Genomic DNA, 21,091 nt, shown 5'->3' with positions numbered 1-21,091 from the left:
GCGCATATGTCGCGCGAAAAGCACAGAATTGCGGCGGTCTGGCCACGCGCCGGACCGGGGCCGGCCGACTTGTGAGCGCGCGGCGGCTCGGCTAAGGAGGGCGGAACAGGCTTGAGCGCAGAACAAGGTGCCGCGACGTGAGCAATCCCGACAGTTTCATCGACGAAGTGACCGAAGAGGTCCGGCGCGACCGCCTCTATGGCTATCTGCGGCGCTATGGCTGGATCGCGATCCTTGCCGTGCTGCTTCTGGTCGGCGGCGCGGCCTGGCGAGAATACAGCGCCGCGCAGGAGCGCGCGGAGGCGCAGGCCTTCGGCTCGGCGGTGCTCGCGGCGCTGGAAAGCGACGAGGCGGCGGATCGGCGCGCGGCACTCGAGGGGATCGCGGCGCCCGGGCCCGGTGCGGAGGCGATCCTGAACATGCTGCGCGCGGCCCAGAACGCCGAGGCCGGCGACACCGCCGCCGCCATCGCGGCCTACGAGGCGGTGGCCACCAACGGCGAGGTCGCCGAGATCTACCGCAACATGGCGAGCTTCAAGGCGCTAACCACCGGTGCCGCGACCATGCCCGCCGACGAGCGGCGCCAGGGCTTCGAGGCGCTGGAGCGGCCCGGCCATCCGATGCGGCTTCTGGCCAGCGAACAGCTGGCGCTGATCGAAATCGAGACCGGCAACCGGGACGCCGCACTGGAGCGGCTGCAGGCGATCCTCGCCGATGCGGAGGCGACGCAGGGCTTGCGCCGCCGTGCATCTCAGTTGATTGTTGCGCTCGGCGGCGAGCTGGGCTCCGGCTGAGACCGGCCGGCGAGCGGGCCGAATGCAGGGCCGAATGCCGGCCCGACACAGACGACAGAACGGGGGCAGAGGCGTGCGGAACGGGACGATACTGGCAGGGCTCACGGGTCTGGCGCTTCTCGCGGGATGCAGCGAAAGCGAACCGATCCTGCCCGGAGAGAGGCTCGGATTGCGGGAGGTGCTGGAGGACGGCGCCGGCGATCCTTACGATTACGCCCCGCCCGAGAACCGTGCCGCCCCGGCGAACCTGCCTGCCGCCGTCTCGAACGGCACCTGGGCGCAAAGCGCCGTCTCGCCCGCCTTCCGCACCAATCACGCCGCGCTGAGCCTGCCGCTGGCGCCGCTCTGGTCGGCCGATATCGGCGCGGGCGACGGGCGCAAGGTGCGGCTCAATGTCGATCCGGTCAGCGATGGCGCGCGCATCTACACCATGTCCTCGGATTTCATCGTGACCGCGACGGCGGCGAACGGCGCCGCGGTCTGGTCCCTGCCGCTGGTGCCCGCGCGGGACGGCGACGGACAGGCGCAGGGCGGCGGCCTCGCGGTGTCGGACGGCGTTCTCTACGTCTCTTCGGGCTTCGGCATGCTGACCGCGCTCGATGCCGCGACCGGGCAGGTCCGCTGGCAGGAGGATCTCGACGCCACCGCGACCGGCGCGCCGACCGTGTCGGGCGGGCTGGTCTACATCACCGCCGGCGATACGACGGGCTGGGCGATCGAGGCCGATACGGGCCGCGAACGCTGGCAGGTCGAGGGGCTGGCGGACGATCTGAACAACGTCGCGGGCGCCCCGGCGCCGGCGCTGGGGGCCGACCGGGTGGTCTTCGCCTATGGCTCCGGCGCGCTGCAATCGACCTTCCAGCAGGGCGGCCTGTCGCTCTGGTCGGCGGATCTGGCCGGGCGGCGCGTGGGTCGCGCGCTCTCGACGGTCGACGACATCTCAGGGGATCCGTTCATCGCCGAGGGCACGGTCTATGCGGGCAGCCATTCGGGCCGCATGGCCGCGTTGGACCTCTTCTCGGGCGCGCGGGACTGGACGATCAACACCGGGGCCGTGGACGCGCCCTGGGCCGTGGGCGGATCGGTCTATTTCGTCTCGGACCTGAGCGAGCTCGTGCGCGTGGACGCCGCCACCGGAGAGCGCGTCTGGGCGGTGCAACTCCCAGGCTGGGTGCCGAGCCGCCGGCCCGAGCGCCGCCGCGACCGCGCCTTCGCCAATCACGGCCCGATCCTTGCGGGCGGACACCTGATCGTGGCGTCTTCGGACGGGTTCCTGCGCGCCTTCGATCCGGTGGACGGCGCGCTGCGGGTGCAGACCGAGGTGCCGGGCGGCGCGACGACGCGGCCCATCGTGGTGAACGGCGTGCTCTACGTGGTGTCGCGCAAGGGCAGGCTGCACGCCTTCCGCTGATCCGTCGCCGCCCTGTCGGGGCCGCCGCGAGCTCCGTGGGCTATGCTGTCGCGGCGCCGGACCGGCCCGCGCATCGGGCCCCTTTCCACGGGCGAGCAAATGGATTAGGTCCCGCTTCTCACGCCAGCCAAGGTCCGCCACCTCATGTCCTTCACCCTCGCCATCGTCGGTCGCCCCAATGTGGGCAAATCCACGCTGTTCAACCGGCTTGTCGGCAAGCGTCTGGCGCTGGTGGACGACCAGCCCGGCGTCACCCGCGACCTGCGCGAGGGGCCTGCGAAGCTGGGCGATCTGTCCTTCACGGTGGTCGATACGGCCGGGCTCGAAGACGCAACCGATGACAGCCTCGAGGGGCGGATGCGGCGCTTGACCGAACGTGCGGTCGACGAGGCCGATGTCTGCCTGTTCCTGATCGACGCGCGGGTCGGCATCACCCCGGTCGACGAGATTTTCGCCGATATCCTGCGCAAGCGCGGGGGCATCGTGCTGCTGGGCGCGAACAAGGCCGAGGGGCGCGCGGCGGAGGCGGGTCTTCTGGAGGCGTGGAACCTCGGGCTCGGTGAGCCCATGGCGCTGTCGGGAGAGCATGGCGTGGGCATGCCCGAGCTTTATTCCGCGCTGCTGCCGATCTCGGAGAGGTTCGAGGCGCAGGCCCGCGCCGCCGAGGAGGCGATGCCCGCAACCGGCCTCGACGTGTCCGAAGATGCCGGTGCCGAAGAAGAGGCCGCCTGGGCGCCGAGCGCAGAGCGGCCGCTGCAGGTTGCCGTGGTGGGCCGGCCCAATGCGGGAAAATCCACCCTTATCAACAAGATACTGGGCGAAGATCGACTTCTGACGGGCCCCGAGGCGGGCATCACCCGCGACGCGATCTCGCTGAAGATCGACTGGGCCGGCACGCCCACGCGCATCTTCGATACGGCCGGCATGCGCAAGAAGGCCAAGGTGCAGGAAAAGCTCGAGAAACTGTCCGTCTCGGACGGGCTGCGGGCGATCAAGTTCGCCGAGGTGGTCGTCGTCCTGCTGGATGCCGCGATCCCGTTCGAGCAGCAGGATCTGCGCATTGCCGATCTCGCTGAACGCGAGGGCCGCGCGGTGGTCGTCGCGGTCAACAAATGGGATCTCGAGGACGAGAAGGCCGAGAAGCTGTCGGCGCTGAAGGAGGCGTTCGAGCGGCTCTTGCCGCAGCTGCGCGGCGCGCCGCTGGTGACGGTGTCGGCCAAGACGGGCCGGGGCCTCGACCGGCTGCATGCCGCCGTGCTGAAGGCGCATGAGGTGTGGAACCGGCGCGTGTCGACCGCGCGGCTCAACCGCTGGCTGGGCGCGATGATCGAGGCGCATCCGCCGCCCGCGCCGCAGGGCAAGCGCATCAAGCTGCGCTACATGACGCAGGCCAAGACGCGGCCGCCGCATTTCGTCGTCATGTGCTCGCATCCAGACAAGATCCCCGAAAGCTATTCGCGCTATCTCGTCAATGGCTTGCGGGTCGACTTTGACATGCCCGGCACGCCCATCCGGCTGGTGATGCGCGGTCAGGGCGACCGCAATCCCTACAAGGGGCGCAAGGTGAAGAACGCGGGTGCGCTGAAGAAACATCTGGGCAAGAACAAGCGCTGAGCGTCGGTCTGAAAATCAATTCAGGGCAATGATTTGGCGCTTTATATTGATGTGATGTATCAATTGTCCGGCGGGATCAGGCCCAGCCCGCGCAGATAGACGCCGATCCCGGTTTCGAGAAGGTCATCGGCGGGAAACGGCGACTTGTTTCCCGGCGAGTTGCGCGCGAAAAGCTCCACCACGCCGTGGCACATCGCCCAGATATGCGCCGAGAACATTTGCGGCGGGGGCCGCCGGTCGGCGGGAATGTGCTGCGAGAGATCCGCCGCGGCGCGTTCCAGCACCGACCAGGCGCGGTTCGCCACCTGGGCCAGCGCGGGCGAATGGTTCACCGACACGCCCGATTCGAACATCGCGATGTAATGGCCGGGATATTTGTGCGCGAAGGCCAGATAGGCATGGCCCGTGGCTTCCAGGGCGGCAAGCGCGGAGGGCTGGCGGGACGTGTAGGCGTATTCCATCACGTCGACGAAGATCTCGTAGCCCTGGCGGGCGGCTTCGGCGATCAGCTCCTCCCGGCCGTCGAAATGCCGGTAGACGGCGGCGGGGGTGACGCCCGCGCGCTTGGCGGCCTCGGAGAGGGTGAAGCCGGTCGGGCCCTTTTCCTCGATCAGCACGAGGGCTGCCTCGACCAGCGCCTGCTTGAGATTGCCGTGATGATAGCCGCGTTTAGGCATTCCAGATATCGCGCCCGCCGCAGATGGCGGGATCGGTTGTGCCGACCGCCGCGCCATCCTTGCCGTCATAAACTAGGTCGGTGAGCACGCGGGAGATCGCGGCGATGCGCGCGCGGCGCTTGTCGTCCGAGCGGACGACGGTCCAGGGCGCGTGCGGGCTGTTGGAGCGTTCGAAGGTCTCAGCGATGGCGTCGGTGTAGGCGTCCCATTTCTTCAACCCCTCCACGTCGATCCAGGAGAGTTTCCAGTGCTTTAGCGGGTCCTGTTCACGTGACAGGAAGCGGCGGAGCTGCTCGGCCCGGCCGACATTCATCCACAGTTTGAATACGCGGATGCCGTCATTCACGAGCATGCGTTCGAAATCGTTCACCTGTTTGAAGAACAGCTCTCGTTCTTCCGGTGTGCAGAAGCCGAAGACATGTTCGACCACGCCGCGATTGTACCAGGAACGGTCGAAGAACACGATCTCGCCCGCCGCGGGCAGGTGCTGGATGTAGCGCTGGAAATACCATTGCGTCTGCTCGGTATCCGAGGGTTTCGAGAGCGCCACCACCCGCGCGCCGCGCGGATTAAGATTCTCGCGGAAGCGCTTGATCGTGCCGCCTTTTCCCGCCGCGTCGCGACCCTCGAATACGATCGCCACGCGCTGGCCCGTGCTTTTCACCCAGGCCTGCAGCTTGACCAGTTCGACCTGCAGCGCCGCCATCCGGTCGTCGTAATCCTTGCCCTTCATGCGGTCGTCATAGGGATAGGACGGATCGAGCATTTCGCCCTTGTCGGCGTCGGCGATGGCCGTGCGGACCGCTTCGGGGGCCGCGTCTTGGTAGAAGGCGCTGATGGCGCCGTCGAAAGGCAGGGACATGGGACCTCGGGACCTGACAGATGGTCGCGCGACTATGGGATGTTAAGGCGATTAACGCAATTGGCTCAGCGCAGGCCGGCGCGGGCGGCGGCGCGGTCGATGGCGTCGCTCACCGCCTCGGGCGCCCAGTGATGCGGCATGTGGCCGATCTCGTCCAGCAGGGTCAGATTGCCCGCGGGCAGCAGCGAGGCGAGCGGTTCGGCATGGACGTGGACGGGCACGACGGTGTCCTCCGCGCCGTGCACGATCTCGACGGGGACGCGAACGGAGGAATAGCGCGGCGCCATTTCGGACACCGCTTCATGCAGGTTGTTGACCTGCCGGGCATTGGCGCGGATCGCGCCGGTCTCGAGCGTGAGGGCGGTGCCGACATAGTCGAGATAGCCTTCGGGGATGGGCTGGGGCTTGAAGATCTCCTCGGCCACGGTCTCGATCCGGCTGCGCGTGGCGAAGGGGCGCGCGAGGATCGGCACGATCGCGCCGCCCACCGAGGATCCCAGCACCTCGTATTGCGCACCAAGCCCGCCCGACCAGGGGATCGTGGCGCCCGAGACCACCACGAGCGCCGCGGGGTCGTGTTCGAGCCCCCAGGCCATCGCCACCGCGCCGCCATAGGAATGACCGAGCACGATGGGCCGCGCCGCGCCGAGCTTCTCCGCGGCCTCCGCCAGCATCGCGGCCTGTTCGTAGGGTGTCTCCGCGGCGCTGTTGAACGCGCCGGTGACGCGGTCGTTCGCGCGGTCGGTATAGCCGAGCCCCGGGCGGTCGAAGACGATGACGCGGTAGCGGTCGCGGACCTGCTCGACAAAGCTGAAGGTGAAATCGCGCACATTGCCCGACGCGCCGTGGATCAGCACGAGGTCCGGGCCCTCGCCGGTGACGAAAGCGTGAACCTGCCGGCCGTCTTCCAGCGTCACGAATTGCCCCAGCGGCGGGTAGTCCCGTGCGATGGGCGTGTCGATCAGCGCGCTCCGCGAGCCCATCGCGGCGCAGCCCGCGACCGACAGAAGACCCAGTCCGATCAATGCCTTGGTAATGAGTTTCACGAGCGGTCCGACATCCTGAGATCCGTGCGGGCCTGCCCGATCAGGCCGATATCATAGGGAGTGGTCAGGTAGAGTTCGGAGATCCAGTTTCCATAGAGAAGATGCGCGTGGCTGCGCCAGCGGTTCTGCGGCGGCTGGGCGGGATCGTCGTCCGGATAGTAGTTCGCGGGCACGTTGATCGGCGTGCCCGCGGCCACGTCGCGGTCGTATTCTTCCTTCAGCGTGAAGCTGTCATATTCGAAATGGTTAAAGACGTAGAGCGCGCGATGCGCGGTATCCTCGACGAGGCAGGGCCCGGTTTCGGCGCTGTCGATCAGGATGGTCAGGCCCGCAGCCTCGATCTCGTCGCGCCGTAGCTCGGTCCAGCGCGACACGGGGATCACCATGTCGTCCGAGAAGCCGCGCAGATAGGGTGAGGCGGGCGCGCAATTGCGGTGCCGGATGCAGCCGAAGGCCTTGTGGTCGAGCAGGTGCTTCGGCACGCCGTGGAAATGGTTGATCATCGCCATCCCGCCCCAGCAGACGCCGAAGGTGGAATGCACGTTGGTCTGGGTCCAGTCGAAGACGCGGGTCAGCTCGTCCCAATAGGTCACGTCCTCGAAATCGAGATGCTCGATGGGCGCGCCGGTGATGATGAGGCCGTCGAACTTCTCGCCGGTGGCGGCCACCTCCTCGAAGGGGCGGTAGAAGCTTTCCATGTGGTCGGCGGCGGTGTTCTTGGTCTCGTGGCTGGTCATGCGGATGAGCGACAGCTCGATCTGCAGCGGGGTTGCGCCGATGAGCCGGGCGAACTGGTTCTCGGTCGCGATCTTCTTCGGCATCAGGTTCAGAAGCCCGATGCGCAGGGGCCGGATATCCTGCTTGGCCGCCACGTCCTCGCCCATGACCATGACGCCCTCGCGGTCGAGGACGTCATAGGCGGGCAGGTCGCGGGGCAGCTTGATGGGCATGATCGGATCCGGTCGGTGAGGGACGGCAGGCAGAGATAGGCGAAGGGATGTGCGGCCGCAAGGGACGGGCCGGGCGCGGTCAGGGCAGGGCGGCGGCGATCACGTCGGTGAAGTCGGCCTCGCTGCGGACGGCGGCCATCGCCTCGGCGGGGACTGTCACGCCCCAGTTCCGGGCCATGGCGCGGTAAAGCGGCTGGCGGTGGGCCATGGCGCGGGCATAGGTCCAGCGGATGAAGGCGTCGGGATCGACCTTTTCGTGGGCGGTGCCGGTCTCGTCCAGATAGGCCGTCCAGGCGGCATCGAGGAAGGCGGGCTGGTAGGCCATGGGTTTCGGCGCGCGGTCGAAGCGGCGGACCAGCTCGGCCGTGTGGGCGTCCGAGCCCTCGATCCAGACCATGAGGCAGCGCTTGGACAGCTCCGACAGGATCGGATCCTCGGGATCGTCGGGATCGACCCATTCGCAGATCGACCCGCCGGTGTCGCAGATGAAATGCGGATAGCCGTAGAGATCCTGCGCGCGGTCAATGAAATAACCGGTATCGAGCAGCGCCTGCATCTCGGCGCGGCGGAACTGTTCCTGCCGCTGGCGGTAGGTGGCGATATCCAAACCGCCCTTGGCGGGATCGCCGGGCTTGCCGAGATAGGTGGAGACGGGGGCGAGGTTGTGAAAGCTCAGGTTGGAGCCAATATAGATCGAATCGGAGCGCAGAAGATCGTTGAGAAACGGGTTCTTCATCGCCTCGCGCTTGGCGTTGTCGACGATGTATTCGCCCATGTAGCGGGTGCCGATGCGGTAATCGATCGAGTAGTGGAACCACGCGCCGCTGTCGCGCAGCAGGTTCGACACATGGGTCTTGCCGAGGCCCGACATCGCGAAGACGAGCACGCGCTTTTTCGGCGCGTCGCGCCATTCCGCCGCTGACTGGTACAAACGCTGCATCTGGGTCACCCTGGCTCGATCCCTCTGGCAGAGCCGTAGCCAGCCAGCGCGGGGGCGTCAAACCCTGCGCGCATCCCGGCCCCGGATGCGGCCCGAGAGACGCCCGTCGAGCACAACCAGCCCCAGCGCCAGAAGCGCGAAGCCGGCAAAGGCATTGGCCGACAGCGTCTCGGCCCGCACCACCGCGCCGAGGATGATCGCCACCGGCGGAATGAGCAGCGTGACCAGCATCAGGTTGGACGCGCCCGCCATGGCGAGGATGCGGTAATAGAGCAGGTAGGCGAAGGCGGTGGCGACGAGCGCGTAATAGAGGATCGCGGCCCAGGTGACCGGCGCGAGATCAAGCGAGGGCACGCCTTCGGTCATCAGCATCGCGGGCAGGATCAGAACGCTGGAGCCGGTCAGCATCAGGCAGGCGGCCATCTCGGGCGCCGTCCCGCGCAGGAAGCGGCGCGCCCAGAGGCTGGCGACCGCGTAGGACAGCGTGCCCGCGACAATGGCCAGTTGCCCGAGGCTTTCGAGGTTGAACGCGGTCAGCGCACCGGGACCGATCGCCAGCGCCACACCCCCGAAACCAAGCGCGATGCCCAGCGCCTTGCGGGTCGTCATGCGTTCATCCGTGAAGACGAGGGCCGCCAGAAGCGCACCCCAGACCGCGGTGGCGGCATTGAGGATCGAGGTGAGCCCGGTGCTGACATGCAACTGCCCCCAGGCCATCAGCGTGAAGGGCAACACGTTGTTGAGCGCGCCCATCATGAGCGCAGCGGCCCAGAGGCGCGGATCGCGCGGCGCGGGAATGCCGCGGAGGCGGGTATAGAGCCAGAGCGCGGTCGCGGCGGGCATGACGCGAAAGGCCACCGCGGTGACCGGCCCGATCTCGTTCAGCGCGGTGCGGATCGCGAGGAACGAGCCGCCCCAGATCAGCGACAGGAGCGCAAGCTCGGCCCAGGCGCGGCCGGATATGCTGGTCTGCGGTATCATCGGGCGATCCTAGACGGGGCGGGGCGGGGCGCGCGACCCGGAAGATGCGGGAAGACCCGCGCCCGGGAAAGCACGAAAAAACCCGGCCCTTACGGGGGCCGGGTTCCAAAGGTGTCGCGCGGGGCGCCGTCAGATCAGAAGGTGACGCCGATCTTCATGCCGACGCCGAGGGCGGTGTTGTCCTCGAAAGAACCCGCGGGTTCGGCCACAGCGTTCCGGGTTTCGGCATCGCCGATCCAGACGTAGCGGGCGCCCATCGACACCTCGACATTTTCGAAGGTGTAGGCGGCGCCGAGGCCGAGCGACCAGAAGCCGTCCGTGGGGCCGAGGTTGGAGACGATATCGCCGTTCTGCTCTTCGTAGCCGATCGAGACCGAGCCCGCCCATTCGGGCGAGAAGCGGCGGCCGACGCCGAGCGAGTAGGTGTAGGTGTCGTTCTCGTAGGCCACGAGCGGGCCGCCGGTCACCGCCTCGTAGACGTCGGGGGTGATGTCGAACTCACTCCAGTTCACCCAGCGCACGCCGCCGAAGAGAAGCGTGTCTGCCGCGACGCCGGTCTGGAAGGCGAGGTTGACCGATTGCGGGGTCGTGATCTCGATGTCGCTTTCGGTCGAGGGCGTGTTGCCGATGGCACCGTTATTGACTTCGGTCGTGTCGTGCTTCGTGGTGATCTCGGAATTGTAGGTCAGTGCCACGCGCAGCGCGATATCGGGGATCTCGTAGGCGGCACCCACGACATAGCCGAAGCCCGAGGCCTGCTCGAGCTGGCCCTCGTAATCAATCGCCTGGAGCGTGTTGATGAAGTTGTCGACTTCCGCCTTGGCCGAGACGACCTGGTAGCGCACACCGCCATGGACGCTGAAGCGCTCCGACAGCTTGTAGCGGCCGAGCAGCGTGAACGCCTCGGAGTTGAATTCGGCGTTGGAGCCTTCGGCGTAGTAGCCGGTGCCGGTGGGGTAGTCCACGTCCGCGCCGAAGGGCTGGTCGTAGATGATGCCCACGGACAACTTCTCGTTGTAGTCGTGCTTGAGCGCGAGGCCCAAGGTCAGGTAACCCTTCGTCATGTCGCCGGAGCTTGCATCGCCCTGGCCCAGGCCTGCGAGCTCCGATCCCGAGACCTCGGGGCGCGCGGAGCCGAAGCTCAGCTCGGCATAGGTGCCCGGCTTGAAGATCATGTCGATCGATTGGCCGGTGCGGTCGATGCCGCCGGCCTGGGCCGAAGCCGCCGTCAGCGCCAGCGCGGAAGCGCCAAGAACTGCATACTTCATTATCGCTCATCCCTTGAGAAAACTCTCTCGGGATCGCGTATAAACTGTGCAGGTCCGTTCTCAATTTTGACCCAGCGTCACGAAACGTGCCCGCGCCGTAGCGTCACATTCCTGTCACACGTCGGGTCTCGGCCCAGATGTTGAAATAATTCGCCGCGAAGATCACCAGCGCGCCCAGCAGCACGAAGGGATCGAGCGGCTCAGCGTAAAGTAGAACGCCCACGATCGCGATGAGCGGCAGGCGGGTGAAGTCGATGGGCATCACCACCGTGGCGGGGGCGAGGCTGAGCGCCGTGGTCAGGCAGAAATGCGCCACGAGGCCCGCGGCGGCAATCAGCGTCACCCAGGGCAGGCTTTCGGCGGAGGGCAGCGCGATATCGCCGTCGAACCCGGCGCAGACGAGGCCGAGGCCCGCCTGCATTACCGTCAGCCAGAAGAGGATCGAGACGATGCTTTCGGACCGTGTGAGCTTGCGGGTGAAGACCGCCGAGCCCGCGAAGCCGATGGCGGCCAGCGCCGCGAAGACGAGGCCCCATTCGAAGGTCTCGGGCGAGGGACGCGTGACGATGAGCACGCCGATGAAGCCCGCGACCGCGGCGATGCCGCGCGTGCGGGTCAGCCGTTCGCCGAGGATCAGCGGCGACAGCAGCATCACCCAGATGGGCGAGGTGAACTCCAGCGCGAAGACCTGCGCGAGCGGGATGACGGTAATGGCGTAGAACCACGCATTCTGGCCCGCGAAATGAAACACGTTGCGGATGCCGTGCAGGCCCATCTTTTGCGCGCGAATCTCGCTCCGGCGCCGGGACAGGCTTGCGGCGGTCCAGACGATGGCGATGCCGATCACGCTGCGGAAGAGCATGATCTCGAACGTGTCGAGTTCGAACGACACGGCCCGGCCCGCGATGGCCATGGAGATGAAGGAGACGATCGCCCCGATCATCCAGAACGCGGCGCGCAGCGTGTCGCTCATGGCGCGCTCGCCGGGGGAATGGGGCCGAGGGGATGTGTCATGCGCTGCATCTGCCGGGATATGGCGCGGCGCGCAAGTCCGGCCAGTGCGAGCGGCTCAGGCGAGGCGGCGCGCGCCCGCATCCCAAAGCAGCCCGGCCTTCTGTGCGCATTCGGCGAAGGCGCGGTCGAGGCGGCGGTCGTTGAGCGGCTTGAACCAGGTCTTGAGCGGCAGGGCGGAGCGGTCGCCGAAGCCGTCGACGAGCACGTAGCGCGCCGCCGCGGCGTCCCAGACGATGTTTTTTGGCCCGGCATCGTGCACGACGATGTGCAGGTCGTAGATCGCCGCGACGAAGGCATCGAGCGCGCTTTGCTGCGATGCGCTGAGGGAGCCTTCCGCGCATTGATCTGCGAGGCTTGGCGCCATGGCGCCGGCGTCGTCGCGGATCATCTCGACCACCTGACCGAGCCCCATATCGGTGTCGCGGTAGCCGAGGAAGTCGGGCAGGGGCGAGCGGATGCCGCGCGCTTGGGCCATGGCGCGCGCGCGGGCGATGGCGTCTTCCTCGCGGAAGAAGAGCGCATAGGCGACGGCGTGCCTGCGGCGGCCCTTGGCGGTGTCCGGGTCGACGCCGTCGAGCGCGCGGCGGTATTTCGGCAGCATCACCTTGATGAGTTGGTCGGGCGCGCCGGGCAGCGCGTAGATCGCGCGCTCCGACCCCTTGGCGAGGCGGCGTGCGTCTTTCAGGCGGACGATGTCGGCTCCGGCCAAGGGATCACTCCCACTCGATGGTTCCGGGCGGTTTCGAGGTCACGTCGTAGGTGACGCGGTTGATGCCCTTGACCTCGTTGATGATGCGCGTCGCGGTCTCGCCCAGGAAGTCGTGGCTGAACGGGTAATAATCGGCGGTCATGCCGTCGACCGAGGTCACGGCGCGCAGCGCGCAGGCATAATCATAGGTGCGCCCGTCGCCCATCACGCCCACGGTGCGGACGGGCAGGATGGCGACGAAGGCCTGCCAGATCTCGTCATAAAGGCCGTGCTTGCGGATCTGGTCGATATAGACCGCGTCGGCCTTGCGCAGGATCTCGAGCTTCTCGCGGGAGATCTCGCCCGGGCAGCGGATGGCGAGGCCGGGGCCGGGGAAGGGATGGCGGCCGATGAAGCTGTCGGGCAGACCCAGCTCGCGGCCAAGCGCGCGGACCTCGTCCTTGAAGAGCTCGCGCAGCGGCTCGACGAGCTTTAGACCCATCTTCTCGGGCAGGCCGCCCACGTTGTGGTGCGACTTGATGGTAACCGAGGGGCCGCCCGAGAAGCTGACCGATTCGATCACGTCGGGATAGAGCGTGCCCTGGGCGAGAAACTCCGCGCCCTCGATGCCGTCGGCGTATTTCTGGAACACGTCGATGAAGAGCCCGCCGATGATCTTGCGCTTGGTCTCGGGGTCGGAGACGCCTTCGAGCTTGCCGAGGAACAGCTCCTGCTCCTGCGCGTGGATCACCTGAAGGTTCATGTGGTCGCGGAACATGCCGACGACCTCCTGGGCCTCGTTGAGGCGCAGAAGCCCGTGATCGACGAAGACGCAGGTGAGCTGGTCGCCCACCGCCTCGTGGATAAGCGCCGCGGCGACGGAGCTGTCGACCCCGCCCGAGAGCGCGCAGATCACGCGCTTGTCGCCGACCTTGTCGCGGATCTGCTGGATCGCCTGTTCGCGGTAGGCCTCCATCGTCCAGTCGCCGGAGAAGCCCGCGAGGCGGACGAAGTTTTCATAAAGCGTCTTGCCGTTCGGGGTGTGGTGCACTTCCGGGTGGAACTGCACCGCATAAAAGCCCCGGTCGCGGTCGGCGGTGATGGCGAAGGGCGCGCCGGGCGAGGTGCCCAAGACCTCGAAGCCGGGAGCGATCTCGCTCACATGGTCGCCATGGGACATCCAGACCTGTTCGCGCTCGCCCAGGAACCAGCCGGTCAGAAGCTCGGACTTGGTGTCGGAGGGCGCCACGTAGGCGCGGCCGAACTCGGCGGTGGCGTGCTCGCCCGCTTCGACCTTGCCGCCCAGATCGTGCATCATCACCTGCTGGCCGTAGCAGATGCCGAGGATCGGCACGCCGAGCTCGTAGATCGCCTTGGGCGGTCGGGGGCTGCCCTCGCGCATGACCGAATCGGGCCCGCCCGAGAAGATCACCGCCTTGGGTTTCAGCGTCTCGAGCAGGGCCTCGGTGACGTTCTGGTAGGGATGGATTTCGCAATAGACCGACAGCTCGCGCAGGCGGCGCGCGATGAGCTGGGTGACCTGGCTGCCGAAATCGACGATGAGCAGGGTTTCGTGCTGGGCGGTGTTTTCCATGCCCAGCCTCGTAGGGCGTGGCGGGAATTGGCGCAAGAGGGCAGGCGCGCGGGCAGGGCGGCGGGAGGTGCCCGGGCCATGCCGGTTCGGGGCGCGCGGACAAATGCGGCGCGCATTCGGGCGCAGCGGTGGGATGGCTCGGCGCGGACCGCGGCACTGTCGTGCGGCAGCCCGCGCCCGGCGCTCAGAACCGGAAGATCATCCCGACTTCGAGCGTCGTGAAGTCCACGTCGATATCGTCATAAGGCACATCGGTGTCGAAATCCGCCTCGGCGAAATCGTGCCGCAGCAGCGCGCCGCGCAGGTTGATGCGGCTGGTCAGCACCTGTTCGAAGCCCAGGCCGTAGACCCAGCCGTCCATGCGCTTGTTCTCGCCGTTCTGGCCGATGGGGCCGTCGGTATAGGCATAGACATCGGCGAAGGCGTAGCCCGCGGTCACATAGGCCAGCGATTGCGGATTGACGAGATACCCGACCCGTCCGCGCAGCGAGCCGAGCTGATCGACCTCGGCGCCGCAATCGAAGGCGGGGTTCACGCAGCTGTCCTCGCCGCTGATGTCGGTGGCGGCATAGCTGAGCTCGCCGCCATAGACGACGCTGCCGTTCTGGTAATTGTAGCCGAAGAGGAAGCCCGCGCCGTAGCCCTCCAGCCCGTCATCGCCATCGCCGGGAAAGTTGTCGTCATTGCCGAACATGCCGTCGTGGTAGGATAGCGAGACGCCGCCGTAATAGCCGGTCCAGCTGGACGGGCTCTGGGCGGCGGCCGCGCCGGCGGCGATGATGCCCACCGCGAGGGCGGCGGCCGGGAAAAGCGTGTCGATCCGTGTCATGTCGAACTCCTGAATACGTGTTTCCAATGTTCCCCGATAAAGACTCGTCAAAAAATCGAAGGTGCGCCCGCGGCAGGGTCGCTGCTGCCTAGTCCAGAAGCACCCGCACCAGCATCGCGCCGATGATCCAGATGCCCAGGGAGAGCGTCATCGTCGTGCCCGGAGCATACCAGCCGCCGACGAAACCGCCAATCGCCGCGACGACTCCGACGCCGCCGACCAGTCCCATCCAGGCGTTTTTCTTGTTGCGTTCACCCATCCTTCTTCCGGTCGCTGACCGTATCCCGGGGCCATCCTGCCGCGCCGGGCGGCGGATGCCATTGATCTATCTCATGCGCCATGTCGCTTTCGCCTCTCAGAGGGCGGTTTCGGGACAGGGTCCGGGGCGCGGACTGCGATACTGAGCCCGGGCATGGCCCGCGGAACCGCCGGCCACGGGACGGGAGACGGACGGATATGAGCGAGGCGAGCGCGCAAAGGCGCGGACGAAGCGGCGGCGGTGCCGCGCGGCGGGCGGAACGCACCGCGGTTTCCATCGAGACCGCGCGCTACATCGAGCGCAACATTCCCAATTTCGAGGTCCTCGGCGAAGAGGCGCTGGCGATCATCGAGGAGAATGCCGAGACGGTGCTGCAGGAGATCGGCGTCAGCTTCGTCAACAATCCCCGCGCGCTGGAGCGCTGGAAGGATGCGGGCGCGGACGTGATCGGCGAACGGGTGCGGATCCCGCGCGGCCTTGCGCGCAAGCTTTGCAAGACGGCGCCCGCGCGCTTCACCCAGCATGCTCGCAACCCCGCGAAGAACGTGGAGATCGGCGGCAAGAGCCTCGTGCTCGCACCGGTCTACGGCCCGCCCTTCGTGCATGACGTGGAAACCGGGCGCCGCTACGCCACGATCGACGATTTCCGCAGCTTCGTGAAGCTCGGCCACATGTCGCACTGGCTGCACCATTCCGGCGGCACGGTCTGCGAGCCCACCGATGTCGCGGTGAACAAGCGCCATCTCGACATGCTGCACGCGCATATGACGCTGACCGACAAGCCCTTCATGGGGTCGGTCACCGAGCCGTCGCGCGCCGCCGATTCGGTCGAGATGTGCAAGATCCTGTTCGGCAACGATTTCGTCGACCAGAACACGGTGATGACGAGCCTTATCAACATCAATTCGCCGCTGACCTTCGACGACGTGATGATGGGCGCGCTCGAGGTCTATGCCGAGGCGAACCAGGCCTGCATCATCTCGCCCTTCATCGTGGGCGGCGCGATGGCGCCGGTCTCCGTCGCGGGCACGCTGACGCAGGTTCTGGCCGAGGTGCTGGCGGGGGTGGCCTATTCGCAGCTGATCCGGCCCGGCGCTCCCGTCATCATGGGCTGCTTCGTGACCTCGATCGACATGAATTCCGGCGCGCCGACCTTCGGCACGCCCGAGGCCGCGCATATCACCTATGGCGCGGGGCAGCTCGCGCGGCGGCTGGGGCTGCCCTACCGGTCATCGGGCAGCTTCAACGGCTCGAAACTGCCCGACGCGCAGGCGGGTTACGAAAGCGCCAATTCGCTCAATGTGGGCCTGCTGTCGGGGGTAAATTTCATGCTGCATGCCTGCGGCTGGCTCGAGGGCGGGCTGGTCTCGTCGTTCGAGAAATTCGTCATCGACGCGGATCAGCTGGGCGCGCTGCACCAGATGGCAAAGGGCGTCGAGATCGACGAGGAACACCAGGCCATGGACGCCATCCGCGAAGTGGGACCCGGCGGACATTACCTGGGCTGCGCGCATACCCAGCGCCATTTCAAGACGGCGTTCTGGCGATCGGAGGTGCTGGATTACAAGCCCTATGAAAGCTGGAGCGAGGCAGGCGCGCACGACACCGCGCAGAATGCCGCCGAGATCGTGCGCAGGAAGCTCGCAAGCTACGTGCCGCCCGCGATGGATCCGGGCACGCTCGAGGCGCTGAACGATTACGTCGCGCGGAAGAAGGCCGGGGTGGCCGACGCCTTCACCTGAGCCTGACAACGAAACAAATCCGAGCCTGCGGGGCCCGGGGTAATGCGGCCCCGCGCGGCATGGATGCCGGGGCGGGGCCGCAGTTGCCGGCCGGTCCGCGACCGGTCCGCGACCGGTCCGAGACTGGGCCGGGGCGCCCCCGTTCAGGGGCTGCCGCGCCGGGTTCAGGCGCTGGCGAGGTAGCTGGGGCAGGCGTGGCTGATGAGCCGGGCCTCGGCCATCATCGCCGCCAGAATCTCCACATGCCGGGCGACGCCGTAATTGGCCGAGCCCGAATTGCGCAGCTCTTCCTGTTCGGCTTCGAGCGACATGAGCTGCGCCAGCGCGGCACCGGGGCCGTAAGAGGCGCCCGCGCCGAGCAGCCGGTCGAGATGCGGCTTGCGGCGATAGTCTTCGGCGCCGATCCGGGCGGCGCGGATCAAGAGGCGGGGGCGGCGCAGGCAGGCCAGCGCATCGAGGGTCTTTGACATCGGTGGCTCCATCAGACGAGTGATACCCCTCCGATTTACACAACCCTAGCGGGTGTTGCGTGCGGATATTCCGAAGCGAGCGCAGTGTTTCCAATTGTTTACGTTTCAGAAACAATCTTGATCCCCATAGATGATCGTTAACGAACCAGTAACAAAATACATCCACAGGTTGTTTTTCTGGAGATCGTCAAGACCAAAAAATCGATGTGTCGAAGGGGAAAAACCGATGCAAGGGACAAACCATGATTGCGCAATCGCTCTGCCGGATTGGGTACCGCAAGCCGCCATTCATTATCTCGAACACACCGAGGCGGGGACCTCGCTCAGAGCGCTCGCACGGGCGTCCGGCTGTCACCCCTCCACGGTGTTGCGGCAGGTGCGCAAGATCGAGACGCGCCGCGACGATCCGCTTGTCGATGCAGCGCTCGACCGGCTGGGCCAATTGCGCGAAGGGGGCATCCCGATGAAGCTTGAGACGAAACAGGCCGTGGCGGATCCGGCGGGCTTTCAGCGCGAAACCCAGCGGATCCTGCAGCGGCTCTGCGAGGCGGGCGCGGTGCTGGCCGTGGCCGAGGGCATGGAAAAGGCCGTGGTGGTGCGCGACCAGGGCGATGGCGGTTCGGTGCGCACGGCGGTCGTTGGTGCCGATATCGCCGAGGCCATGGCGCTGCGCGACTGGATCCATTGCGACGCGCCCGGGCGCGTGTCGCGCTACCGCATCACGCCGACCGGGCGGCAGGCGCTGAACCAGATGATGGCGGGGCGCGAAAGCCGTCTCAGGGGTTTTGCCGAAAGCCAGGCGGGTTTCGGCAGCGGCGCCGAGATCGACGCGCAGATGGCCGCGCGGGAAAGCGCGCCCGCGCGCGCGCAGCGGCGGTTCTCGGTCAGCGACAGCCCGCTGGCGGTGCTGGCCCGGCGCAAGACGCCCGAGGGCGAGGCGTTCCTCTCGCCGCGGCAGGTCGGCGCCGGGGAGCGGCTGCGCGAGGATTTCGAATTGTCGGGCATCAAGGCGGCGGCGGTGCCGTCGCTGCTGGCCGAGCGGCCGGTCTTCGTGCCCGCGGGCACCGGCGCCGAGGCGCGGTTCCGCGCCGCCCTCGAGGTACTGGGTCCGGAGCTTGCGGATGTGGCGGTGCAATGCTGTTGTCTGCTCGAGGGGATCGAGACCACCGAAAAGCGCATGGGCTGGTCGGCACGGTCGGGCAAGATCGTGCTCCGAATCGCACTGGAGCGGCTGAGCTGGTTCTACCAGAGCGACCGGGGCCGGGATTCGGGCATGATCGGCTGAACCGGGCCGTTTCGGCGCTCCTGACCCGTCGGGGCGGTCGAATGGCTGCTATTCGTCGCACGCACTGGCCATGGGCGCGCCGAGGCACTATTGTCCAGTAAAACCACGAAAAGGCGGGAGCCCGCGCATGCGCGATCTGAAAATTCCCGGAGAGCGTCACCCCGAAAAGGCGCACCGGCCCGACAACCCGCAGCCCAAGAAGCCGGACTGGATCCGGGTCAAGGCCCCCGGTGGCAAGGGCTATGCCGATACCCGCAAGATCATGCGGGAGCACAACCTGACCACGGTCTGCGAAGAAGCGGGCTGCCCCAATGTCGGCGAGTGCTGGTCGCTCGGTCACGCCACGATGATGATCATGGGCGAGATCTGTACCCGGGGCTGCACCTTCTGCAACGTGGCCACGGGCCGGCCCGACGATCTCGACGTGTTCGAGCCGGGGCGCGTGGCCGATGCGGTGCAGAAACTGGGGCTGAACCACGTGGTCATCACCTCGGTCGACCGCGACGATCTGGAAGACGGGGGGGCGGAGCATTTCGCCCAGACCATCCGCGCCGTGCGCCACCGCGCGCCGGGCACCACGATCGAGATCCTGACGCCGGATTTCCTGCGCTGCGGGCCCGAGGCGCTGGAGGTCGTGGTGGCGGCGAAGCCCGATGTCTTCAACCACAATCTCGAGACGGTGCCGTCGCTTTACCCGAGCGTGCGGCCTGGGGCGCGGTATTTCCATTCGCTGAGGCTCTTGCAGCGGGTGAAGGAGCTCGATCCGTCGATCTTCACCAAGTCGGGCCTGATGGCGGGGCTCGGCGAAAGCCGGGCGGAGGTGCACCAGGTGATGGATGACATGCGTTCGGCGGATGTGGATTTCCTGACCATCGGGCAGTACCTGCAGCCGACGCCGAAGCACCATGTCATCGACCGTTTCGTCACGCCGGACGAGTTCAAGAGCTACGAGAAGGCGGCCTGGGGCAAGGGCTTCCTGATGGTGTCCGCGACGCCGCTGACGCGGTCCTCCTATCACGCCGGCGACGATTTCGCCCGGCTGCGCGCGGCGCGGGAGAAAAAGCTCGCGGCGGCTTCGGCTTAAGCGTCTGAACCGGTCGAAACCATGGTGCAGCCTGCGGCTGCGCCGGTCTGGCCATCCGGCCCCCGGGGGGCCGGATCGCGGGTGAGGGGCGCTGCCCCTCTTGGCCGCGAGCGGCCAATTCACCCCGGCGGTACTTGCAAAGAGGCAAGCGCAGGACTGGCGGGCGCTTGCGGCCGCCGTCGCGCCTTGGGCCCTACTCGCCGAGCGCCTTGAGATAGGCGGCGACGGCGGCGCGGTCTTCGGCCGGCAGGGCCGCGAAGTTATCCACCACCGCCACCATGTGCCCGCCCGCGCTGTCGAAATCGGGGGTGAAGCCGGTCTCGAGGTAATAGGCTATATCGGTGGAGGACCAGTCGAGATGGGCCGGGGCGATGCCGGGGATCTCGCCCTCGCCCGAGGGGTTCGCGGCCCCGTCGAGCCAGCGCTTGCGGTCGAGCCCGCCCAGGGCGGTGCGCGGGGTGTGGCATTCGCCGCAATGGCCCAGCGCCTCGACCAGTTCGCGCCCGCGCGCCAGTTCGTGCGTGGCGGGATCGTCCATCACCCAATCCTCGGACAGATAGAGCATCTTCCAGCCGCCGAGGCTCGCGCGGATCGAGAAGGGAAAGCCCAGATCGTGCGGCTTCGAAGGCACGTCGCTTTCCGGCAGGGTCTGCAGATGGGCCCAGAGATCCGCGATCTGCTGCGGTTCGAGCCGAATGTAGGAGCTGTAGGGGAAGGCAGGGTAATAGTGATGCCCCTCGGGCGCGGTGCCGAGGCGGACGGCGCTGGCGAACTCGGTCAGCGACCAGTCGCCGATACCCGCCTGTGGATGGGGCGAGATATTGGGCGCGTGGAAGGTGCCGAACTCGGTCTTGAAGGCCTGGCCGCCCGAAAGCACGCGCTTGGCTTCGCCTTCGGCATCGGGGGCGTAATGGCAGGACGCGCAGCCCGCCGCGGTGAAGGTCGTCGCGCCGCGCGCCGCGTCGCCCGTGAGACCCGCATAGACCTCGGAGGCGACGGTGCGAGGCTTTGTGAGCCAGAGCCCCGCGCCGCCCGTGACGAGCACGATCGCCGCGAGGCTGGTCAGTTTGCGCAGCATCAGTTCTGGGGCGCGCGATACTCGTCATGGCAGGCCTTGCAGGTCCCGCCCAGCGTGCCGAGCGCGGGGCCGAGCGCCTCTTGGCCGGTGGCCGCGACCTGTTGGAGATTCGCAGCCTGAGTGCCCAGATCGTCCCATTTCGACAGCACATCCGGCAGGTTGTCCCAGATTTCCGCCTTGGCGCGGGTTCCCTCGAGATCCATTTCGCTGGAGCCCTGGGGCCAGAGCGGGCCCTGGTTGATCATCGAGACCGCGACGATCGAGTCCGCCGCGCTTTGCGCGGCCTCGGCGTCGTATTCCGCCTCGCCCTTGGCCATATCGCCGATGATCCCGAGGTTGATCGCGAGAATTCGGAACTGGCCTTGGCGGGCCTTGAGCTGGGCGCTGAAATCCTGCGCCATGGCGGGCAAGGCGAGGGCGGTGCAGAGCGTCGAGAGAACAAGGACTTTCATTGGGAGACTCCGGTTTAAATCAATACGCCGAAGATAGTGCGACATTCCGCCAC

Annotated in this window: 21 protein-coding genes; 6 read left to right on the top strand and 15 right to left on the bottom strand. The window is 67.2% G+C overall.

The features are described from left to right. The first annotated feature begins 137 nt into the window (after nt 1-137). The 3 genes from BW990_RS10885 (at nt 138) to der (ending at nt 3,819) form a co-directional block, all read left to right on the top strand. Complete coding sequence (locus BW990_RS10885) at nt 138-794, top strand: tetratricopeptide repeat protein (protein ID WP_076448070.1); 657 nt, start codon at nt 138-140, stop codon at nt 792-794. Between the two features lie 73 nt (nt 795-867). Next, nucleotides 868-2,205, top strand: a complete 1,338-nt coding sequence (locus BW990_RS10880; protein ID WP_076448069.1) for a PQQ-like beta-propeller repeat protein — start codon at nt 868-870, stop codon at nt 2,203-2,205. A gap of 144 nt (nt 2,206-2,349) precedes the next feature. Beyond that, the gene (gene der, locus BW990_RS10875) at nt 2,350-3,819 is read left to right on the top strand and encodes a ribosome biogenesis GTPase Der (RefSeq protein ID WP_076448068.1); all 1,470 of its coding nucleotides are present in this window, start codon (nt 2,350-2,352) and stop codon (nt 3,817-3,819) included. Between the two features lie 59 nt (nt 3,820-3,878). On the opposite strand, the gene BW990_RS10870 is transcribed toward der, so the two are convergent. The 12 genes from BW990_RS10870 to BW990_RS21835 all read right to left on the bottom strand — a co-directional run bounded on the left by BW990_RS10870 (nt 3,879) and on the right by BW990_RS21835 (nt 14,927). Beyond that, nucleotides 3,879-4,496: a TetR/AcrR family transcriptional regulator gene (locus BW990_RS10870; RefSeq protein ID WP_076448067.1), complete on the bottom strand. Its 618-nt coding sequence runs from the start codon at nt 4,494-4,496 to the stop codon at nt 3,879-3,881. Continuing rightward, nucleotides 4,489-5,358 carry a polyphosphate kinase 2 gene (gene ppk2, locus BW990_RS10865; RefSeq protein WP_076448066.1) on the bottom strand — a complete coding sequence of 290 codons (870 nt, stop codon included), beginning with the start codon at nt 5,356-5,358 and terminating at the stop codon, nt 4,489-4,491. Before ppk2 ends, BW990_RS10870 begins: the two co-directional genes overlap by 8 nt. A gap of 65 nt (nt 5,359-5,423) precedes the next feature. Further along, the gene (locus BW990_RS10860; protein ID WP_407690136.1) at nt 5,424-6,395 is read right to left on the bottom strand and encodes an alpha/beta fold hydrolase; all 972 of its coding nucleotides are present in this window, start codon (nt 6,393-6,395) and stop codon (nt 5,424-5,426) included. A 5-nt stretch (nt 6,396-6,400) separates the two neighbouring features. Continuing rightward, nucleotides 6,401-7,354, bottom strand: a complete 954-nt coding sequence (locus tag BW990_RS10855; protein ID WP_076448065.1) for a homoserine O-succinyltransferase — start codon at nt 7,352-7,354, stop codon at nt 6,401-6,403. Nucleotides 7,355-7,433: 79 nt separating this feature from the next. After that, nucleotides 7,434-8,294: an ATPase gene (locus tag BW990_RS10850; protein WP_076448064.1), complete on the bottom strand. Its 861-nt coding sequence runs from the start codon at nt 8,292-8,294 to the stop codon at nt 7,434-7,436. A gap of 57 nt (nt 8,295-8,351) precedes the next feature. After that, complete coding sequence (locus tag BW990_RS10845) at nt 8,352-9,275, bottom strand: DMT family transporter (RefSeq protein WP_076448063.1); 924 nt, start codon at nt 9,273-9,275, stop codon at nt 8,352-8,354. A 134-nt stretch (nt 9,276-9,409) separates the two neighbouring features. Next, a complete protein-coding gene (locus tag BW990_RS10840; protein WP_076448062.1) occupies nt 9,410-10,543 on the bottom strand; it encodes an OmpP1/FadL family transporter in 1,134 nt (377 codons plus the stop codon). Between the two features lie 103 nt (nt 10,544-10,646). Then, nucleotides 10,647-11,516, bottom strand: coding sequence for a DMT family transporter (locus BW990_RS10835; protein WP_076448061.1), 870 nt, complete (start codon nt 11,514-11,516; stop codon nt 10,647-10,649). Nucleotides 11,517-11,612: 96 nt separating this feature from the next. Further along, complete coding sequence (locus tag BW990_RS10830) at nt 11,613-12,266, bottom strand: YrbL family protein (protein WP_076448060.1); 654 nt, start codon at nt 12,264-12,266, stop codon at nt 11,613-11,615. Between the two features lie 4 nt (nt 12,267-12,270). Next, entirely contained in the window at nt 12,271-13,839 is a 1,569-nt protein-coding gene (guaA, locus tag BW990_RS10825) for a glutamine-hydrolyzing GMP synthase (protein WP_076448059.1), read from the bottom strand. Between the two features lie 184 nt (nt 13,840-14,023). Then, nucleotides 14,024-14,668, bottom strand: coding sequence for an outer membrane protein (locus BW990_RS10820; protein WP_076448058.1), 645 nt, complete (start codon nt 14,666-14,668; stop codon nt 14,024-14,026). Between the two features lie 88 nt (nt 14,669-14,756). After that, nucleotides 14,757-14,927, bottom strand: a complete 171-nt coding sequence (locus BW990_RS21835; protein ID WP_159441631.1) for a hypothetical protein — start codon at nt 14,925-14,927, stop codon at nt 14,757-14,759. A 197-nt stretch (nt 14,928-15,124) separates the two neighbouring features. Between BW990_RS21835 and BW990_RS10815 the strand changes: the two genes are divergently transcribed. Beyond that, nucleotides 15,125-16,669, top strand: a complete 1,545-nt coding sequence (locus tag BW990_RS10815) for a trimethylamine methyltransferase family protein (protein ID WP_076448057.1) — start codon at nt 15,125-15,127, stop codon at nt 16,667-16,669. A 164-nt stretch (nt 16,670-16,833) separates the two neighbouring features. On the opposite strand, the gene BW990_RS10810 is transcribed toward BW990_RS10815, so the two are convergent. Continuing rightward, nucleotides 16,834-17,139, bottom strand: coding sequence for a DUF6477 family protein (locus tag BW990_RS10810; RefSeq protein ID WP_076448056.1), 306 nt, complete (start codon nt 17,137-17,139; stop codon nt 16,834-16,836). Between the two features lie 226 nt (nt 17,140-17,365). Here BW990_RS10810 and BW990_RS10805 point away from each other — a divergent pair, with 226 nt between their 5' ends. Next, complete coding sequence (locus BW990_RS10805; RefSeq protein WP_076448055.1) at nt 17,366-18,424, top strand: DUF6456 domain-containing protein; 1,059 nt, start codon at nt 17,366-17,368, stop codon at nt 18,422-18,424. A gap of 127 nt (nt 18,425-18,551) precedes the next feature. Next, nucleotides 18,552-19,508 (top strand): lipoyl synthase, encoded by a 957-nt coding sequence (gene lipA, locus BW990_RS10800; protein ID WP_076448054.1) that lies wholly within the window; start codon nt 18,552-18,554, stop codon nt 19,506-19,508. Nucleotides 19,509-19,701: 193 nt separating this feature from the next. Here lipA and BW990_RS10795 read toward each other — a convergent pair whose 3' ends face one another. Beyond that, nucleotides 19,702-20,586, bottom strand: coding sequence for a cytochrome c (locus tag BW990_RS10795; RefSeq protein ID WP_076448053.1), 885 nt, complete (start codon nt 20,584-20,586; stop codon nt 19,702-19,704). Beyond that, entirely contained in the window at nt 20,586-21,038 is a 453-nt protein-coding gene (locus tag BW990_RS10790) for a c-type cytochrome (protein ID WP_076448052.1), read from the bottom strand. Before BW990_RS10790 ends, BW990_RS10795 begins: the two co-directional genes overlap by 1 nt. Between the last annotated feature and the right edge of the window lie 53 nt (nt 21,039-21,091).

Origin of the sequence: Roseivivax lentus, from assembly GCF_900156805.1 — a bacterium.
Lineage (GTDB): Bacteria > Pseudomonadota > Alphaproteobacteria > Rhodobacterales > Rhodobacteraceae > Roseivivax > Roseivivax lentus.
Note: the sequence above shows the minus strand (reverse complement) of the source record. Positions and strands in the feature narration are given on the sequence as shown.

Coding starts and splice junctions, on each gene's coding strand:
- der (WP_076448068.1), top strand. CDS start 2,350: ATGTCCTTCACCCTCGCCATCGTCGGTCGCCCCAATGTGGGCAAATCC.
- BW990_RS10870 (WP_076448067.1), bottom strand. CDS start 4,496: ATGCCTAAACGCGGCTATCATCACGGCAATCTCAAGCAGGCGCTGGTC.
- ppk2 (WP_076448066.1), bottom strand. CDS start 5,358: ATGTCCCTGCCTTTCGACGGCGCCATCAGCGCCTTCTACCAAGACGCG.
- BW990_RS10855 (WP_076448065.1), bottom strand. CDS start 7,354: ATGCCCATCAAGCTGCCCCGCGACCTGCCCGCCTATGACGTCCTCGAC.
- BW990_RS10850 (WP_076448064.1), bottom strand. CDS start 8,294: ATGCAGCGTTTGTACCAGTCAGCGGCGGAATGGCGCGACGCGCCGAAA.
- BW990_RS10845 (WP_076448063.1), bottom strand. CDS start 9,275: ATGATACCGCAGACCAGCATATCCGGCCGCGCCTGGGCCGAGCTTGCG.
- BW990_RS10840 (WP_076448062.1), bottom strand. CDS start 10,543: ATGAAGTATGCAGTTCTTGGCGCTTCCGCGCTGGCGCTGACGGCGGCT.
- BW990_RS10835 (WP_076448061.1), bottom strand. CDS start 11,516: ATGAGCGACACGCTGCGCGCCGCGTTCTGGATGATCGGGGCGATCGTC.
- guaA (WP_076448059.1), bottom strand. CDS start 13,839: ATGGAAAACACCGCCCAGCACGAAACCCTGCTCATCGTCGATTTCGGC.
- BW990_RS10820 (WP_076448058.1), bottom strand. CDS start 14,668: ATGACACGGATCGACACGCTTTTCCCGGCCGCCGCCCTCGCGGTGGGC.
- BW990_RS21835 (WP_159441631.1), bottom strand. CDS start 14,927: ATGGGTGAACGCAACAAGAAAAACGCCTGGATGGGACTGGTCGGCGGC.
- BW990_RS10815 (WP_076448057.1), top strand. CDS start 15,125: ATGAGCGAGGCGAGCGCGCAAAGGCGCGGACGAAGCGGCGGCGGTGCC.
- BW990_RS10810 (WP_076448056.1), bottom strand. CDS start 17,139: ATGTCAAAGACCCTCGATGCGCTGGCCTGCCTGCGCCGCCCCCGCCTC.
- BW990_RS10805 (WP_076448055.1), top strand. CDS start 17,366: ATGCAAGGGACAAACCATGATTGCGCAATCGCTCTGCCGGATTGGGTA.
- lipA (WP_076448054.1), top strand. CDS start 18,552: ATGCGCGATCTGAAAATTCCCGGAGAGCGTCACCCCGAAAAGGCGCAC.
- BW990_RS10795 (WP_076448053.1), bottom strand. CDS start 20,586: ATGCTGCGCAAACTGACCAGCCTCGCGGCGATCGTGCTCGTCACGGGC.
- BW990_RS10790 (WP_076448052.1), bottom strand. CDS start 21,038: ATGAAAGTCCTTGTTCTCTCGACGCTCTGCACCGCCCTCGCCTTGCCC.